Genomic DNA, 16,476 nt, shown 5'->3' on the forward strand with positions numbered 1-16,476 from the left:
ACCCTGCATACGCGGTGCCTAGACTGGACGAATGGCGGACTCGACTGGTGGGGCGGGGAAGCGCGGCCGATGGTCGCGACGATGGGCCGGGCGAGCGACCGAGCCGTCGCCGAAGCCCGCCGCGCCCGTGCGCGATCCGGTCGAGTCGATCCCGTTCGGCATGCGGCTCGCCGGGGCGTGGTCATGGCGTCTCCTGCTCATCGGCGGCGTGCTCGCGGTCGTGATCTTCCTGATCATCCAGCTCCGCCTGATCGTCATCCCGATCCTCGTGGCCGTGCTCCTGAGCGCCCTGCTCGTCCCGTTCTCGGGGTTCCTGCAGCACCACCGCTGGCCCAAGTGGCTCGCGGTCGCGACGGCGATGCTCTCGGCGCTCGCCGTCGTCGGCGGCCTCCTCACCCTCGGCATCTGGCAGATCGCCCGCGGCGCCGATGAGCTCGCCGCCCAGTCGCTCGTCGCGTGGGAGGAGTTCGGCAAGTGGCTCCTCGAAGGCCCGCTGCACATCACCGAGACGCAGCTCGACGCACTCGTCGAGCGTGCGGTCTCGGCCGTGCAGCAGGACCTGGGCATCATCTGGAGCGGTGCGCTCTCGGTCGGCTCGAGCCTCGGGCACTTCCTCGCGGGCATGCTGCTCGCCCTCTTCGCGACTCTGTTCATGCTCATCGACGGCCGCGGCATCTGGAACTGGATCGTCGCGATCTTCCCGCGACGGGCGCGCGCCGCGGTCGACGGTGCGGGCGGGGCGGGCTGGGCGACGCTCCAGAACTTCGTCAAGGTGCAGATTCTCGTCGCCACGATCGACGCCATCGGCATCGGTCTCGGCGCGCTGCTGCTCGGTGTGCCGCTCGCGGTGCCGATCGCGATCCTCGTCTTCCTCGGCTCGTTCATCCCCATCGTCGGCGCGGTCGTCACGGGTGCGCTCGCCGTGTTCGTCGCGCTCGTCTACAACGGATGGGTCATCGCGCTCATCATGCTCGGCGTCGTGCTGCTCGTGCAGCAGGTCGAGGGCCATGTGCTGCAGCCGCTCATCATGGGCACCGCGGTGAAGGTGCACCCGCTCGGCGTCGTGCTCGCGGTGGCGACGGGGTCGCTGCTCGCCGGCATCCCGGGCGCGCTCTTCGCGGTGCCGGTGGCCGCGGTGGTGAACGTCATGATCCTCTACGTCTCGGGCGGGGCGTGGAAGGACGACGCGCCACCGCCGACCGACGAGGTGCGATCGCCGCTCTGGCGCACCGTGCCCCAGCGACCCCGATTCCGAGGAGAATGAACGAGTTGAGCACCACCGTCGCGGGGCCGACCCTCGCCGAGTTCGAAGCCGCTCGCGAGGTCGTCGCGCGCGTCGCACGGCAGACCCCGATGGAGTCCTCGCGGTACCTCGAGCGGCTGTTCGGCGCCCCCGTGCGCCTCAAGTGCGAGAACCTGCAGCGCACCGGCTCGTACAAGCTTCGGGGCGCCTACAACCGGCTCTCGTCGCTCTCCGACGACGAGCGGGCGCGCGGCGTCGTCGCCGCGTCGGCGGGAAACCACGCCCAGGGCGTCGCCTACGCGGCCCGCGAGCTCGGTATCCGCGCGACGATCTTCATGCCGGTCGGCGTCGCCCTGCCGAAGCTCGAGGCGACGCGCGCGTACGGCGCCGACGTCGTGCTCGCCGGCGCCTCGATCGGCGAGACGCTCGACGCCGCGGCGGCCTTCGCGGATGAGACGGGGGCGGTCATCATCCCGCCGTTCGACCACCACGACGTCGTCGCCGGACAGGGAACGCTCGGCCTCGAGATCCTCGAGCAGGCGCCCGACGCCACGACCATCGTCGTGCCGATCGGCGGCGGCGGGCTCGCCGCGGGCATTGCGAGCGCCGTGAAGCAGCAGGCCGCGGCCGAGGGGCGCACGATCCGCGTGATCGGCGTGCAGGCCGCGAACGCGGCGCCCTACGTCGCCTCACTCGCGGCCGGGTCACCGCAGCAGGTGCCCGTCGTGCCGACGATCGCCGACGGCATCGCCGTGTACCGCCCCGGCGCCCTCAACTTCGAGATCATCCGCGACACGATCGACGAGATCGTCACCGTCGGAGAAGACGACATCGCGCGCGCCCTGCTCGTGCTGCTCGAGCGGGCGAAGCTCGTCGTCGAACCGGCCGGCGCCGTCGCGGTCGCCGCGATCATGACCGGCGCCGTGCCGAACGACGGGCCGGCGGTCGCCGTGCTCTCGGGCGGCAACATCGACCCGCTGCTCGTGCAGCGCGTCATCGCGCACGGACTCGCCGCGTCCGGCCGCTACCTCACGGTGCGGATCGGCCTGCCCGATCGCCCGGGCCAGCTCGTGCGCGTCGCCGAGCTCGTCGCCGGCACGCACGCGAACGTCGTCGAGGTGATGCACACCCGCCACGGGCGCGGCATGCAGATCTCCGAGGTCGAGATCGACATCTCGGTCGAGACGCGCGGCCCCGCGCACCGCACCGAAGTCGTCGAGGCGCTCCGCCGGGCGGGCTACTCGCCCGTCGTGCTCGACGACTGAGCGGGCACCGTTTCAGGAGAACGCGCGCTATTCAGGACGATTCCCGGCAAACCGTCCTGAACAGCGCGCTTCTTCCTGAAACCGGTTCGCAACGCGAAAGAGCGGATGCCACGTGGCATCCGCTCTTCGCTTCGTTCTCGTGGGGTGGGCCCTACTGGCCGCCCCAGGTGTCGACGGCGGTGATCTCGACGGCGATCTCGCGGCCGTTCGGCGCGGTGTAGCTCGTCTTCGCGCCGACCGCGAGGCCGAGGATCGCGGCGCCGAGCGGCGACTGCTCGCTCCACACGTCGAGCTCGGAGTCGCCGGCGATCTCGCGGCTGCCGATGAGGAAGGTCTCTTCGTCACCGGCGATGATCGCCGTGATGACGGTGCCGGACTCGACGATGCCCTTCGACGCGGGTGCGTCGCCGACCTCGGCGGTCTTCAGCAGCTCCTTGAGCTGTCGGATGCGGGCCTCGATCTTGCCCTGCTCGTCCTTCGCGGCGTGGTAGCCGCCGTTCTCCTTGAGGTCGCCCTCTTCGCGTGCCGCCTCGATGCGCTTCGCGATCTCCTCGCGGCCGGCGGTCGAGAGCTGTTCGAGTTCCGCCGCGAGGCGGTCGTAGGCCTCCTGGGTGAGCCAGGTGACGGTGGCGTCCTGCGCCATGATGCACACTCCTGTGTAGGGACTGCCCCTATAGGGGATGGGCACGCCCGGATAGACGTGTCGCCCCGAACCACGTTCAGGGCGAATGCCCCATGTTAGGTGAGCCAGCAGCGGTAAATCAAACCCGTGTTCGCCTCCTGCGCGGTGCGCACGGTCTCGGTGAGGCTGCGGATGTGCTGGTCGGAGGCCGGAACCTCGATCACCTTCCAGCCCACCACGGTGAAGTCCTCGTTCAGCGCCTGCACGATGCAGGCGGTCTCGTTGCCGGGCGGCACCGAGAGGTTCCAGCTCACCTCGACGGCGCGCTCCTCGTTCATGAGGCGATGCCCGGTGTCGGTCACCTCGACCTGCGGCTTCTGGCCGTCGAGGCCGGCCCAGACGACCCACGCGACGAGCACCACGGCGAAGGCGATCGCGCCGCCGATGAGGAGGAATCGGTCGCGGGAGCGGTGGCGGCGGGTGCGCCCGTATCGGTCGTCGAGCTGCGCACTCGCGGGTGCGTCGGTCTGGGTGGGCACCCGGGCTCCTTCGAGATGGATCGAGTAGGCTGCATCAAGCCTAACGCCGCCCCCTGAAGCCCGTGTCCGTCCTTGAAAGGCCCCCGATGCTCGTCGACTCCGTCCGTTCTCTGCTGCTCCCGGCGAGCACCATCGTCGCCGAGAAGGACGAGTTCGACCCGAACACGGTGACGCCCGGGGTCTGGGGCTTCGTCGTGACCTTCCTCATCATGGTCGTGGTGCTCCTGCTCATCCTCGACATGGTGCGCCGCATCCGTCGCACCAACTACCGGGCGCAGGTGCGTGCCGAGCTCGAGGCGGAGGCCGCGGCCGAGGCGGCCGCCGTCGACGAAGCCGACTTCGGCGACGCCGACGCGCAGTCGACGGATGCCTCGGCGGACGAGCCGCGCGACGACGACGCCCCGAACCGGAGCTGAGCGTCAGCCGGCGTGGTACGCCGGCGCCATGGCGATCAGCAGCGTCGCGGTCCAGTGGCAGATGAACGCCAGCACGGTGCAGGTGTGGAAGATCTCGTGGAACCCGAAGACGCCGGGCCAGGGGTTCGGCTTCTTGAAGCCGTAGACGATCGCGCCGACCGTGTAGAGCAGTCCGCCGACGATGACGAGCACCATCATCGCGACGTTCGCCGCGAGCAGGTCGCCGAGGTACATGACCGCGGCCCAGCCGAGCAGCAGGTAGAGCGGAACGTACAGCCAGCGGGGTGCCGAGATCCAGAACACGCGGAACCCGATGCCGACGAGCGCCCCGCCCCAGACGATCGAGAGCAGGAGCCAGCCCTTCTCGGGCGGCAGCGCGAGGATCGCGAGCGGGGTGTAGGTGCCGGCGATCAGCAGGAAGATGTTGGCGTGGTCGATGCGCTTCAGCACGACCTTCGTCTTCGGCTTCCAGTTGAAGCGGTGGTAGAGGGCCGAGTTGCCGAACAGCAGCATCGAGGTGAGCACGAACACCGCGGAGGCCCATTTCGCCGGGGCGCCCTCGGCGAGCACGATGAGCACGATGCCGGCGATGATCGTCACCGGGAAGGTGGCGGCGTGGATCCAGCCGCGCCAGGTCGGCTTGACCTCGTCGGTGTGGTTCAGCGAGTCGTCGAGCAGCGGGATGTTCGGCAGGTCGGGGCCGTGCTCGTCGCGCGCGACCGCGGAGTCGGCCTGGTCGTCGGGAGCGACCGGGCGCGTCAACCCTTCGACGAGGTCGGCGGGTTCGCGGGGGCGCTCGGGGGTCATGCTCACAGCGTAGGGCCTCGCCGATCACGGTCCGCTGTGAGTTCGGCGGCACCGGCGAAGGGGTAGCGTAGTGCCGTGCAGACGAGCGATCAGCCCCTCGGTCGCGGGATCCTCTACCGGCTCTACCAGAACCGGCTCCGACGCGGACTCGACCCCGCGACCCTCCCGCGCCACGTCGCGATGATCATCGACGGCAACCGCCGCTGGGCGAAGCAGCTCGGCTTCGAGACGGCCGCTCACGGGCACCGCGCCGGTGCCGCGAAGATGCGCGAGTTCCTCGAGTGGTGCGACGACGCCGGCATCTCGACCGTCACGCTCTACCTGCTCTCGAGCGACAACCTCGGCAACCGTCCGAGCGACGAGCTCGCCGACCTCATCGAGATCATCGCCGAGCTCGCCGAGGAGCTCAGCCACTACCGCGACTGGCGGGTGCAGCACGTCGGCTCCGACGCGGGACTGCCCGAGCCGCTCGTCGCCGCGCTCGACGCGGCCGAGCACCGCACCGCCGACAAGCACGGTCTCCACGTCAACCTCGCGGTCGGCTACGGCGGCCGCAAGGAGATCACCGACGCGATGCGCTCGATCGTCGCTGCGCACCACGCCGAGGGGCGCAGCCTCGAGGACCTGGCCGAGCGGCTCACGCCCGACCTCATCGGCGAGCACCTCTACACCGGAGGCCAGCCCGACCCCGACCTCGTCATCCGTACCTCGGGCGAGCAGCGTCTCAGCGACTTCATGCTGTGGCAGTCGGCGCACAGCGAGTTCTACTTCGTCGAGGCCCTCGGCCCCGACCTCCGCAAGGTCGACTTCCTCCGTGCGCTCCGCGACTACTCCAAGCGCCACCGCCGTTTCGGCGGGTGACCTGCGCCTTCGGGCGGCCGGGCTGCGAGGCATCCCCTCGTTCTGCAAGGATGTTCGACGGAGAAGGGGGCACACCAGGTGACCATCGACGATTTCAACGCCGGATTCACGGAAGAACCCGGCTACCTCGACTACGGCCGGGTGGGGCCGCTGTCGACCGCTGCCGCCGAAGAGGTGCTCGCGTTCACGCAGGTGCTGCAGCGAGCCCGCCACGGCAGCATGGACGCCTTCGGCGAGCAGGACGGGCGGGTGCGCGCCGCCGCCGCCGAGGTCACCGGTTTCACTCCCGAGCAGATCGTCTTCGAGCCGAACACCACCACCGGCATCATGCACGCGATGTTCGGACTCACCGGGGGAGTGCTGCTCTCGGCCGAGGAGTTCCCGAGCCTGCCGATCGGCGCCGTGCGCGCGCAGGAGGCGCTGCACACGGTGCAGCCCGTGTGGCTCGAGACCGACCACGGCAAGGTCACGCCCGGTCAGATCCGCGAGCAGCTCGAGCAGAACGTCGCGGCCGTCGCCGTGAGCCTCGTCGACTCGCGCACCGGCTACCTCTGCGACATCGAGGGCATTCGCCAGGTCATCGGCGACCGCCTGCTGATCGTCGACGCGATCCAGGGCTTCGGCGTCGTGGACGCCCCGTGGGAGGTCGCCGACGTCGTCGTCACCGGCGGGCAGAAGTGGTGCCGCGCCGGTTGGGGCACGGGCCTGCTCATGCTCTCGGACCGCGCGCTCGAGCGGCTGACCCCCGTGTTCTCGGGGTTCAGCGCGACCGAGGAGGCCGAGCCCTGGGGGCACGTGCCGCCGCCCGCGCCCGACGCCCGTGCCTACCGCATCGCCAATCCCGACCCGCTCGCGCAGGCGCGACTCGCGGCCGCCCTCGAGGAGATCGCCGAGACGGGGGTGCCCGCGATCAACGCCGCCATGGCCGAGCGGGTGAGCCGCGCGATCGAGCTCGCCGACGAGTACGCGGTCCCCGTCGTCTCGTCGCGCGACGAGCAGGAACGCGCCGGCATGGTCGTGCTCGAGCCGCCGGCCGAGCAGGTGACTCTGCTCACCGCCTCGCTGCACAATCACGGCGTCACGGCGACGACCCGCCTCGGGCAGGTGCGCCTCTCGATCCACTCCGCGACCTCCGACGAGACCTTCGAGATGCTGCGCGCCGCCTTCATCTCGTACTCGACCGCGGCGAACTACTGAGACGCGACCGCCGCACGCCGGAGGTGAACGGCGTGTGTCGACCCGCGTGTCGCTTCCGCGGTTCTCGCGCGACGGACGTAGGTTCGGCTCAACGGGCAGATCGCCCGTTCGAGTCGGCCTCGAAACCGACTACGGAGGGATCGCCGGCCGGCGCGTGAACCGGGCAGGAATGCTCGGGGCGGGAGCGGTTGTGGCGTCATCGGTTACTCCTGAGTCGGTCGGTCGTTCTGGGGCGCGCGCAGCTGAGCGCGCCGCGGCGAGCACGCGCGACGGCGTCGCGCAGGCCGAGCGCACGTATGTGCTCGACACCTCGGTGCTGTTGAGCGATCCGCGCGCACTCTTCAACTTCGCCGAGCACGCGGTGGTGCTGCCCGTGGTGGTCATCACCGAGCTCGAGGCGAAGCGCAACGACCCCGAGATCGGGTACTTCGCGCGGCAGTCGCTGCGGATCCTCGACGAGCTGCGCATCGCGCACGAACGGCTCGACTTCCCGATCCCCGTCGGCGACGGCGGGTCGCTCAGGGTCGAGCTCAACCACTCGAGTCCCAAGGTGCTGCCGAGCGGGCTCCAGCTCGGCGACAACGACTCCCGAATCCTCGCGTGCGCCGCCAACCTGCAGCAGGACGGCATCCCCGTCACAGTGGTCTCGAAGGACCTGCCGCTGCGGGTCAAGGCCGCCTCGATCGGGCTCGATGCGCAGGAATACCGGCACGAGCTCGCGCTCGACTCGGGCTGGACCGGCATGGCCGAGCTCTCGCTCGGGTCGAACGACATGGCGTCGCTCTACGAGCACGAGCAGATGACGACGAAGGAGGTCGACGGGATGCCCGTCAACACGGGCCTCGTCATCCACTCCGACCGCGGTTCGGCACTCGGCAGGGTCGTCGCCGAACGCGAGGTGAAGCTCGTGCGCGGCGACCGCGACGTCTTCGGCGTGCATGGCCGCTCGGCTGAGCAGCGGCTCGCGATCGACCTCCTGCTCGACCCCGAGATCGGCATCCTCTCGCTCGGCGGCCGGGCGGGAACCGGCAAGTCGGCGCTCGCGCTGTGCGCCGGGCTCGAGATGGTGCTCGAGCGCCAGCAGCACAAGAAGATCATGGTGTTCCGCCCGCTGTACGCCGTCGGCGGGCAGGAGCTCGGCTACCTGCCCGGCGACCAGGGCGAGAAGATGAACCCCTGGGGCCAGGCGGTGTTCGACACCCTCGGATCGGTCGTCTCGGACAACGTGCTCGAGGAGGTCGTCGACCGCGGCATCCTCGAGGTGCTGCCGCTGACGCACATCCGCGGGCGCTCCCTGCACGACGCCTTCGTGATCGTCGACGAGGCCCAGTCGCTCGAACGCAACGTGCTGCTCACGGTGCTCAGCCGCATCGGCCAGAACTCGCGGGTGGTGCTCACCCACGACGTCGCCCAGCGCGACAACCTGCGGGTCGGCCGGCACGACGGCATCGCGAGCGTGATCGAGACGCTGAAGGGACATCCCCTCTTCGCCCACATCACGCTGACGCGCAGCGAGCGCTCGGCGATCGCGGCGCTCGTCGCCGAGGTGCTCGACGGGGCCGAGCTGACGTAGGAGGCTGGCGTCGGCAGGACGTCGCACTTCTGGAGGAGGGTCTCGGCGGGCGGGTCCTCCCGATCGCGCAGGCTCCTCCCGAGCGAGTTGGTACGGTGAGGCATGCCGGATGCCTCGCGCCAGCCCCGTTCGCCACTCGCCCTGCTGCTCGCCGTGATCGTCGGCGTGATCCTGGTGACAGGGCTCGTCACGATCTACCTCGTCGAGCCCGCCGAGACGGTCACCACCGACCTCGGGCGTCTCTACTCCGACGGGCTGGCCGAGATCCTGGGCGGCTCGCTGTTCGTGCTCATCTGGGTCTCCGGCGCGATCGCGCTCACGGTCGTCGCCGTTCGGGCGCTCGGCCGATCGGCCGGCGTCGCCCGTTCGGTGGCGATCATCACGGGGCTCGTCGGATTCATCGCGCTCAGCGCGCTCGTCGCCGCGTTCCCGCTCGGGTTCACCTACTACTTCATCGCCGAGGACGGTGGATACGCGCCGCTCTCCGGGTCCCACGGCACCGTTCTCGGCGTGTTCGCCGGAGTCGGGACCGCCCTGCTCGTGGTCGCGGCGGGCGCGTCGCTCGTGGCGCTCGTACGTCACCGCACAGCGACCGCCTGAATGGGGTGGCGCGACGGCGCATCGTTCGTCGCGGCTGAGCGTGGGCGGCGATGTCGGCGGGGCCCGACAGGATGGTGGCATGCTCAGCGACCCGACCCCCGCCCGCGTGATCGAGCTCCTCTGGACGAGGATGCAGGCCCGCGACTGGCCGGGTGTTCGCGCGCTGCTCGCCGACGAGCTCGTGGTCGACTGGTACGCCTCGCTCGAGCGCATCGTCGGCGCCGAGAACTTCGTCTCGGTCAACGCCGAGTATCCCGAGGGGTGGTCGATCCGCATCGTGTCGATCGTCGCCGAGGGCGATCGCGTGGTCTCCGAGGTCGAGGTGCCTCACGAGGGCGTCGGCGTCTTCCGCGCCGCATCGTTCTGGACCGTGCGCGGGGGGCTCATCATCGAGGGCCGTGAGTACTGGACGACTCGCGGCGGCGACGCGGCGCCCGAGTGGCGGCGCCCATGGGTCGAGACGATGGCCGAGGCCGAGTGAGCGTGCGGCGCCGCGCGGTGCTGTTCGACGTCGACGGCACTTTGCTCGACGCGATCGACGGGCAGCGACGGATCTGGAGGCGGTGGGCCGAGCAGCGCAGGCTCGACCCCGATCGCGTCTACGAGGTCGCCCTGCGGACCCGACCGCTCGACACGGCCGCCGAGTTCCTCCCCGCGCACGAGGTCGCAGCGAGCATCGCCGAGTTCGACGCGCTCGAAGACGCCGACGCCGAACACGGTGAGCTTCGCGGCATCCCGGGTGCCGCAGAGCTGCTCGCCGCGCTGCCGCGAGAGCGCTGGGCCGTCGTGACGTCGAACGCCGAGCGCAGGGTCGTGCGCCGTTTCGCCCGGCTCGGCCTCCCCGTGCCCGAGGTCGTCATCGACAGCGCCTCGACGGCGAGGGGCAAGCCCGCCGCCGACCCGTATCTGCTGGCTGCGATGCGTCTCGATGCGCGCTCGGTCGACTGCCTCGTCATCGAGGACTCGCCGTCAGGGGTCGGGGCCGGCGTCGCCGCCGGCATGACGGTGTGGAGCGTGAACGCCGAGGCGCCGATCACGGGCGGGCACCGGCATTTCGCGACCCTCGCGGCCGCGTCCCCCGCGATCCTCGACTTCGTCGGCGAAGACGCCCGCTGAGAGGGGGCCGTCCGCGATGCGCCTGAGACCACGGATGCCTCGTGCCACCGCGGTGGCACGAGGCATCCTCGAAGGTGGTGCTACTTCGCCTGCGGCGGACGCGTCATCGACAGGAGGTCGAGGGCGCTGTCGAGCTGCTCTTCGGTGAGGTCGCCGCGCTCGACGTAGCCGAGGTCGATGACCGCCTCGCGCACCGTGATGCCCTTGGCGACCGAGTGCTTCGCGATCTTCGCCGCGGCCTCGTAGCCGATGAGCTTGTTGAGCGGGGTCACGATCGAGGGCGACATGCCGGCGAGGGCCGTCGCGCGCTCGACGTTGGCCTCGAGGCCGTCGATCGTCTTGTCGGCGAGCACGCGCACCGAGTTCGCGAGCAGGCGGATCGACTCGAGGAGCGCGGTGCCCATGACGGGGATCTGCACGTTGAGCTCGAACGCGCCCGAGGCGCCGCCCCAGGCGATGGTCGCGTCGTTGCCGATGACCCGCGCGCACACCATGAGCACGGCCTCGGGCACGACGGGGTTGACCTTGCCCGGCATGATCGACGAACCCGGCTGCAGGTCGGGGATGTGGAGCTCGCCGAGGCCGGTGTTCGGGCCGGAGCCCATCCAGCGGATGTCGTTCGCGATCTTCGTGAGGCTCACGGCGATCGTGCGCAGCGCGCCCGAGGCGTCGACGAGACCGTCGCGGTTGGCCTGCGCCTCGAAGTGGTCGGCCGCCTCGGTGACGGGGAGCTCGGTCTCGCGCTGCAGCAGCTCGATGACCAGCTGCGGGAAGCCGGCCGGGGTGTTGATGCCGGTGCCGACGGCCGTGCCGCCGAGCGGCACCTCCGCGACGCGGGGGAGCGCCGTGCGCACGCGCTCGATGCCGAGGCGAACCTGGCGGGCGTAGCCGCCGAACTCCTGGCCGAGGGTGACGGGCGTCGCGTCCATCAGGTGGGTGCGGCCGGCCTTCACGACGCCGGCCCACAGCTCGGCCTTCGCCTCGAGGGCGACCGCGAGATGGTCGAGCGCGGGGATCAGGTCGTCGATGAGCGCTGCGGTGACGGCGATGTGCACCGAGGTCGGGAACACGTCGTTCGACGACTGCGAGGCGTTGACGTGGTCGTTCGGGTGCACGGGGCTGCCGAGCTTGGTGGTCGCGAGGGTCGCGAGCACCTCGTTCATGTTCATGTTCGAGCTCGTGCCCGAGCCGGTCTGGTACACGTCGACCGGGAAGTGCTCGGTGAAGCCGTGTGCGCCCGAGATGACCTCGTCGGCAGCGGCCTCGATCGCCTGGGCGATGCCCGCGTCGAGCACGCCGAGCTGCGCGTTGGCCTGCGCGGCGGCCTTCTTGATGCGCGCGAGCGCCTGGATCTGCTGCGGTTCGAGACCCGACCCCGAGATGGGGAAGTTCTCGACGGCGCGCTGCGTCTGTGCGCGGTAGAGAGCGCGGGCGGGAACCCGCACCTCGCCCATCGTGTCGTGCTCGATGCGGTAGTCGGCGGCGTTGTCCACCACGGTGTGTTCCCTTTCGGTTGCTGCGATGCCGGCCCCGCCGGCGGGAGACGCGCTGCGCGGCGTCAGATGCGACCGAGGACGATGTCGGTCTCGACGCGACCCTCGAACAATCGGTAGTTCGCGCCGACGATAGCCAGCGTACCCGCTGCGATCGCGTCGCTGATCATCTCCGAGCTCTCGACGAGCTCGGTCACGGTGTTGCGCAGGTGCTCGCGACCGACGAAGCCGGCGTCGATGTGCGAGGGGTCGATCGGGTCGCCCGCGGCGACGGCGCCCGCGACCTTGCGCACGGCGGGCACGATCTTCTCGACGAGCCCTCCGATGAACGACGGCAGCGGCGGGGCCTCCGCCGCCTGCGAGTCGATCGCCGCCCGCACGGCACCGCACTCGTCGTGGGCGAGCACGACGATGACGGGCACGTGCAGGATGCCGACGGCGTACTCGAGCGAGCCGATCGCCGACGGCGAGACGACCTGGCCGGCGTTGCGCACGACGAAGGCGTCGCCGAGGCCGACGTCGAAGATGATCTCGGCGGCGAGGCGCGAGTCGCTGCAGCCGAAGACGGCGACCATGGGGCGCTGCGCGCGAGCGAGCGAGGTGCGCCGGTCGATGTCCTGGCGGGGGTGCTCGGGGGTGCCGGCGACGAAGCGCTCGTTGCCGCGCCGGAGTTCGCGCCACGTGGCAGCCGGGCTGTCGGGCCGTTCGGCGGTCGGATTCGGCTGCTCGGTCACGTGACTCCTCGTCGTCGGGCGGTCAGTCCTGGGCGTCGACCGTCGGGGCGATGGCCGTCGCGAGTGCGGTGAACTCGTCGGGGGAGGCCGTGCCGAGCAGCACGAAGGTGCTGCCGCCCGACTCGGTGGTGAGTGCGTAGCGCGCGTTGCCGACGTCGTCGCCGGTCTTGCGGTTGTCGTAGACCGTCCACTCGACGCCGGCGATCGTGGTCGTGCCGGTCGCGAGCGTGCGCGCGAGCAGCTCGGAGACCCAGGTCGGGTTCGCGTCGAAGCCCTGATAGACGCCGAGGTATTCGTCGCTCGGGGTCAGGTAGCCGATGTACCAGGCGGTGACGCCGTCGGTCTGGCTCGTGCGCAGCTCGGCGGCATTCGCGCGCCAGCCCTCGGGCAGCTCGGGCACGGCGATCGGGTCGTCGCTCGCGATCTTCGCCTGCTCGGCGACCTGGGCGACATCGACGTCGCGTTCGAGCGGGGTGTCGCTGCGCGGCACGAGGAGGACGATGACGACGACGAGTGCGAGGCTCGCGCCGAGGGCGAGCACGAGGTTCTTCGTGGTCTGCCGCTGACGGTGCTTGAGCGAGTTCTCGGCCTTGCGGGCCGCGGTCTCTTCGGGGGTCTCGGGGCGGCCGAGTTCGGCGACGACCCGCGGAGCGCGCTCGGCCATCAGGCTTCGCCGCCGTCGCGCCGGGCATCGCCGGCCGCAGCGCCCGCACGGGCCGCGTCGAGACGGGCCTTCGCACCGATGAGCCACTCCTCGCAGCGGGCCGCGAGGGCCTCGCCGCGCTCCCACAGGGCGAGCGACTGCTCGAGCGTGGCGGAACCCTGCTCGAGTTCGCCGACGACGCGCACGAGCTCGTCGCGGGCCTGCTCGTAGCTCAGCTCGGCGACGTCGAGTTCGGTGGTGGAGGGCATGGCCCTCATTCTATTCGGCGTCGCCTGAGTCTCCGACCGGAGCGGCTTCGCCCTCCGAGCGGGCCGCGAGGCGGCCCTCGGCGAGGGTGAGGGTGAGCGCCGCGCCCGACGGTGCGCCCTGCGGGCCGCGGAGGACGTGCCCGTCGGGGCCCTGCACGATCGCGTAGCCGCGGTCGAGGGTCGACTGCGGGGAGAGCGCCCGGAGGTGGCCGCGGAGTTCGCCGATGCGGTGGGTCTGGCGTTCGATCTGCCGCTCGACGAGCTCGGCGCCGCGGGCGACCCAGCGGGTGAGGTCTTCGGCTCGGCGGTCGACGATCCAGGCGGTGTCGGCGAGTGCCGGCCGGGTGCGGAGGTGGCCGATGCGGTCGATCTCGTGCGCGACGAGGGTGCGCAGGCGCAGCGCGATGCGCGCCCGCGCCTGCTCGACCCGCAGCAGCTCTTCGCCGACATCGGGGACGACGCGCTTGGCCGCGTCGGTCGGCGTCGAGGCGCGGAGGTCGGCGACCTCGTCGAGGAGGGGGCGGTCGGCTTCATGGCCGATCGCCGAGACGATGGGGGTGGATGCCGCGGCCGCGGCTCGCACGACGCGCTCGTCGCTGAAGCCGAGCAGGTTCTGGAAGTCGCCGCCGCCGCGCGCGATGATGATCACCTCGACCTCGGGGTCGGCGTCGAGACGTTCGATCGCGGCGACGACCTCGCCAGGGGTGCGGTCGCCCTGCACGGCCGCGTGCACGACGCGGAACTCCACGGCGGGCCAGCGGAGGCGGGCGTTGCGCAGCACGTCCTTCTCGGCGTCGCTGTCCTTCCCGGTGATCAGACCGACGACGCCAGGCAGGAACGGCAGCCGCCGCTTGCGGGACACGTCGAAGAGTCCGTCGGCCGCGAGCTGCGCGCGCAGGCGCTCGAGACGCTCGAGCAGGTCGCCGAGGCCCACGTGCTTCAGCTCGAACACCTGCATCGACAGCGAGCCGCCCTTGACCCACCAGTTCGGCTTCACGAGGGCGACCACCCGGTCGCCCTGCGTGAACTCGCCACCGAGCCGCGACTTCACCGACGACCAGATCTGGAACGACACGGTCGCGTCGGCGTCGAGGTCCTTGAGCTTGCCGTAGACGTTGCCGCCCGAGACGCCCCACTGGGTGATCTCGCCCTCGACCCAGACGGTGCCGAGTCGGTCGAGGTACTGCTTCAGCTTCGCCGAGAGCTGCGCGACGGGCCAGGGCGCCTCGCGCGTCGCCGGGGCGTCGCGCGGTGCCGTTGCGTCCGTCACGCTGGCCTCCCGACCGCCCGCCCAGGTTGCGCCGCGTAGGATTGGCATCGTGACGAGCTTGACTGATGCACCGCGGATCGACCTCGGCATGCCCAGAATCCCGAGCGTGCGTGGCCGGCTCAAGAATAACCCGGTCGACGGCGCCAAGCGGGTGCTGCTCGCAGCCCCTCGCGGCTACTGCGCCGGCGTCGACCGCGCGGTCATCGCCGTCGAGAAGGCGCTCGAGCACTACGGGGCTCCGGTGTACGTGCGCAAGCAGATCGTGCACAACATCCATGTCGTGACCGAGCTCGAGAAGCAGGGGGCGATCTTCGTCGACGAGGTCGACGAGGTGCCCGAAGGCGCCCACATCGTGTTCAGTGCGCACGGCGTCTCGCCGGCGGTCGTGAACGCGGCCTCCGACCGCGGGCTGCACGCCATCGACGCGACGTGCCCGCTCGTCACCAAGGTCCACCGCGAGGCCGTGCGCTTCGCGCGCGACGACTTCGAGATCCTGCTCATCGGCCACGAGGGCCACGAAGAGGTCGAGGGCACGGCGGGCGAGGCCCCCGACCACGTCACCCTCGTGAACAGCCCCGACGACGTGCCGAACATCGAGGTGCGCGACCCCGACAAGGTGGTGTGGCTCTCGCAGACGACCCTCTCGGTCGATGAGACGATGGAGACCGTGCGCCGCCTGCGCGAACGCTTCCCGAACCTGCAGGATCCGCCGTCGGACGACATCTGCTACGCCACCCAGAACCGCCAGGTCGCGATCAAGAAGGTCGCCCAGGAGGCGGAGCTCGTGATCGTCGTGGGGTCGGCGAACTCGTCGAACAGCGTGCGCCTGGTCGAGGTCGCGCTCGAGAACGGGGCGAAGGCCGCGTACCGGGTCGACTACTCGAGCGAGATCCGTCAGGAGTGGCTCGACGGCGTCGCCTCGGTCGGGGTCACGAGCGGGGCCTCGGTGCCCGAGGGCCTCGTGAAAGAGGTGCTGCAGGAGCTCGCCGATGCCGGCTACGGCGACGTCGCCGAGGTGAAGACGGCCGAGGAGGACCTCATGTTCTCGCTGCCGAAGGAGCTGCGCAAAGACCTGCAGGGCAACCGCGACGCGCGGGCCCTCGGCGGTCGCCGCTCCGGCGACGCCTGAGCCCCGCCCACCTCATCGGGCAGGCGCCGGCGCGTCAGGGCGTCGTCGACGGCGGTGTCAGGAGGAACTCGACGAGCGCCGGGTCGCTGAACGCCACGACGTACGTCACGGCCATCACGACGATGAACGCGGCAACACCGGCGAGCAGCGGGATCCACCACGAGCTCGCCCCGGCGCGCATGCGCGCGCGCGACCAGAGCAGCGCGCCGAACCAGAGCGCGAACTGCGCGATCACGCCGACGGCGATCGCCACGGGCGCCGCGGGCCCCGGGACGAACTCGCTCGGCGGCGTGGTGCCGAACATCGATGCCGTGAGCGTCAGGGACCTGACCATGCTCGACGGGAGGGCGACGAGGGAGAGCACGTTGTAGATCGCGCCCATCGCCCCGAAGACGAGGAGTGCGACCGTCCACGCGCGATCCGTGGGTCGGGCGACCGCGCCGGGCTGCGGGTACGCCGGAACCGGGGCGGCACCGACGACCGGCGCCGGGGCATCGGGCGCCTGAGCCGGGCTCGGGTCGGCCGGCGGCTGCCAGGTCCACCCCTCGGGGGCGTACTCGCCGTACCTCGGACGAGGCCGCTCGTCGGCGGGCGGCGCCGGCGGCGCGACCGGCGGCTGCGGTGCAGCTGCGCCGGTCGCGGCCTCGTCGGCCCGTCCGCTGTGATGCTGTCGAGCGGCCTCGTCGCGAGTCATCCGGT

General features: G+C 71.1%; 19 protein-coding genes. 10 read left to right on the forward strand and 9 right to left on the reverse strand.

Translation table 11 applies throughout. From position 1 onward, the window contains the following. Window positions 1-31: 31 nt before the first annotated feature. Together GQQ93_RS13270 and ilvA are read left to right on the forward strand one after the other, a co-directional pair. Window positions 32-1,264 (forward strand): AI-2E family transporter, encoded by a 1,233-nt coding sequence (locus tag GQQ93_RS13270; protein WP_157424714.1) that lies wholly within the window; start codon window positions 32-34, stop codon window positions 1,262-1,264. Continuing rightward, window positions 1,261-2,508 carry a threonine ammonia-lyase gene (ilvA, locus tag GQQ93_RS13275; protein ID WP_157424715.1) on the forward strand — a complete coding sequence of 416 codons (1,248 nt, stop codon included), beginning with the start codon at window positions 1,261-1,263 and terminating at the stop codon, window positions 2,506-2,508. The genes GQQ93_RS13270 and ilvA overlap by 4 nt, the downstream gene beginning before the upstream one ends. A gap of 151 nt (window positions 2,509-2,659) precedes the next feature. Here the strand turns inward: ilvA and greA are convergent, their stop codons facing one another. Beyond that, window positions 2,660-3,151, reverse strand: a complete 492-nt coding sequence (gene greA, locus GQQ93_RS13280; protein WP_157424716.1) for a transcription elongation factor GreA — start codon at window positions 3,149-3,151, stop codon at window positions 2,660-2,662. A gap of 95 nt (window positions 3,152-3,246) precedes the next feature. Continuing rightward, window positions 3,247-3,669, reverse strand: coding sequence for a DUF4307 domain-containing protein (locus GQQ93_RS13285; RefSeq protein ID WP_170296199.1), 423 nt, complete (start codon window positions 3,667-3,669; stop codon window positions 3,247-3,249). 86 nt (window positions 3,670-3,755) lie between these two features. Here GQQ93_RS13285 and GQQ93_RS13290 point away from each other — a divergent pair, with 86 nt between their 5' ends. Continuing rightward, window positions 3,756-4,085, forward strand: a complete 330-nt coding sequence (locus GQQ93_RS13290; RefSeq protein ID WP_212277339.1) for a hypothetical protein — start codon at window positions 3,756-3,758, stop codon at window positions 4,083-4,085. Between the two features lie 3 nt (window positions 4,086-4,088). Here GQQ93_RS13290 and trhA read toward each other — a convergent pair whose 3' ends face one another. Then, window positions 4,089-4,892 carry a PAQR family membrane homeostasis protein TrhA gene (trhA, locus tag GQQ93_RS13295; protein WP_157424718.1) on the reverse strand — a complete coding sequence of 268 codons (804 nt, stop codon included), beginning with the start codon at window positions 4,890-4,892 and terminating at the stop codon, window positions 4,089-4,091. 75 nt (window positions 4,893-4,967) lie between these two features. On the opposite strand from trhA, the gene GQQ93_RS13300 reads away from it, so the two are divergent. The 6 genes from GQQ93_RS13300 to GQQ93_RS13325 all read left to right on the forward strand — a co-directional run bounded on the left by GQQ93_RS13300 (window position 4,968) and on the right by GQQ93_RS13325 (window position 10,239). Next, window positions 4,968-5,753: an isoprenyl transferase gene (locus GQQ93_RS13300; RefSeq protein ID WP_157424719.1), complete on the forward strand. Its 786-nt coding sequence runs from the start codon at window positions 4,968-4,970 to the stop codon at window positions 5,751-5,753. A 78-nt stretch (window positions 5,754-5,831) separates the two neighbouring features. Next, window positions 5,832-6,950: an aminotransferase class V-fold PLP-dependent enzyme gene (locus GQQ93_RS13305; RefSeq protein ID WP_157424720.1), complete on the forward strand. Its 1,119-nt coding sequence runs from the start codon at window positions 5,832-5,834 to the stop codon at window positions 6,948-6,950. A 169-nt stretch (window positions 6,951-7,119) separates the two neighbouring features. Beyond that, window positions 7,120-8,523: an RNA 5'-3' helicase PhoH2 gene (gene phoH2, locus GQQ93_RS13310; protein ID WP_157424931.1), complete on the forward strand. Its 1,404-nt coding sequence runs from the start codon at window positions 7,120-7,122 to the stop codon at window positions 8,521-8,523. A 102-nt stretch (window positions 8,524-8,625) separates the two neighbouring features. Beyond that, the gene (locus tag GQQ93_RS13315; protein WP_157424721.1) at window positions 8,626-9,123 is read left to right on the forward strand and encodes a hypothetical protein; all 498 of its coding nucleotides are present in this window, start codon (window positions 8,626-8,628) and stop codon (window positions 9,121-9,123) included. Between the two features lie 79 nt (window positions 9,124-9,202). After that, on the forward strand, window positions 9,203-9,604 hold the full coding sequence (locus GQQ93_RS13320; RefSeq protein WP_157424722.1) for a nuclear transport factor 2 family protein: 402 nt from the start codon (window positions 9,203-9,205) through the stop codon (window positions 9,602-9,604). Further along, a complete protein-coding gene (locus GQQ93_RS13325; protein WP_212277340.1) occupies window positions 9,601-10,239 on the forward strand; it encodes an HAD family hydrolase in 639 nt (212 codons plus the stop codon). The genes GQQ93_RS13320 and GQQ93_RS13325 overlap by 4 nt, the downstream gene beginning before the upstream one ends. A gap of 80 nt (window positions 10,240-10,319) precedes the next feature. On the opposite strand, the gene GQQ93_RS13330 is transcribed toward GQQ93_RS13325, so the two are convergent. The 5 genes from GQQ93_RS13330 to xseA form a co-directional block, all read right to left on the reverse strand. After that, window positions 10,320-11,735 (reverse strand): class II fumarate hydratase, encoded by a 1,416-nt coding sequence (locus GQQ93_RS13330; RefSeq protein WP_157424724.1) that lies wholly within the window; start codon window positions 11,733-11,735, stop codon window positions 10,320-10,322. Between the two features lie 62 nt (window positions 11,736-11,797). Then, entirely contained in the window at window positions 11,798-12,466 is a 669-nt protein-coding gene (locus GQQ93_RS13335) for a carbonic anhydrase (RefSeq protein ID WP_170296200.1), read from the reverse strand. Window positions 12,467-12,488: 22 nt separating this feature from the next. Next, window positions 12,489-13,130 carry a DUF4245 domain-containing protein gene (locus GQQ93_RS13340; protein ID WP_157424725.1) on the reverse strand — a complete coding sequence of 214 codons (642 nt, stop codon included), beginning with the start codon at window positions 13,128-13,130 and terminating at the stop codon, window positions 12,489-12,491. After that, window positions 13,130-13,387, reverse strand: a complete 258-nt coding sequence (locus GQQ93_RS13345) for an exodeoxyribonuclease VII small subunit (RefSeq protein WP_157424726.1) — start codon at window positions 13,385-13,387, stop codon at window positions 13,130-13,132. Before GQQ93_RS13345 ends, GQQ93_RS13340 begins: the two co-directional genes overlap by 1 nt. A 1-nt stretch (window position 13,388) precedes the next feature. Further along, a complete protein-coding gene (xseA, locus tag GQQ93_RS13350; protein ID WP_246192322.1) occupies window positions 13,389-14,648 on the reverse strand; it encodes an exodeoxyribonuclease VII large subunit in 1,260 nt (419 codons plus the stop codon). An 88-nt stretch (window positions 14,649-14,736) separates the two neighbouring features. Between xseA and GQQ93_RS13355 the strand changes: the two genes are divergently transcribed. Then, on the forward strand, window positions 14,737-15,777 hold the full coding sequence (locus GQQ93_RS13355; protein ID WP_157424933.1) for a 4-hydroxy-3-methylbut-2-enyl diphosphate reductase: 1,041 nt from the start codon (window positions 14,737-14,739) through the stop codon (window positions 15,775-15,777). A 34-nt stretch (window positions 15,778-15,811) separates the two neighbouring features. Here GQQ93_RS13355 and GQQ93_RS13360 read toward each other — a convergent pair whose 3' ends face one another. Beyond that, the gene (locus GQQ93_RS13360; protein WP_157424728.1) at window positions 15,812-16,471 is read right to left on the reverse strand and encodes a DUF6264 family protein; all 660 of its coding nucleotides are present in this window, start codon (window positions 16,469-16,471) and stop codon (window positions 15,812-15,814) included. Window positions 16,472-16,476 lie beyond the last annotated feature (5 nt).

It is taken from the genome of Agromyces lapidis (genome assembly GCF_009749405.1).
GTDB lineage: Bacteria > Actinomycetota > Actinomycetes > Actinomycetales > Microbacteriaceae > Agromyces > Agromyces lapidis.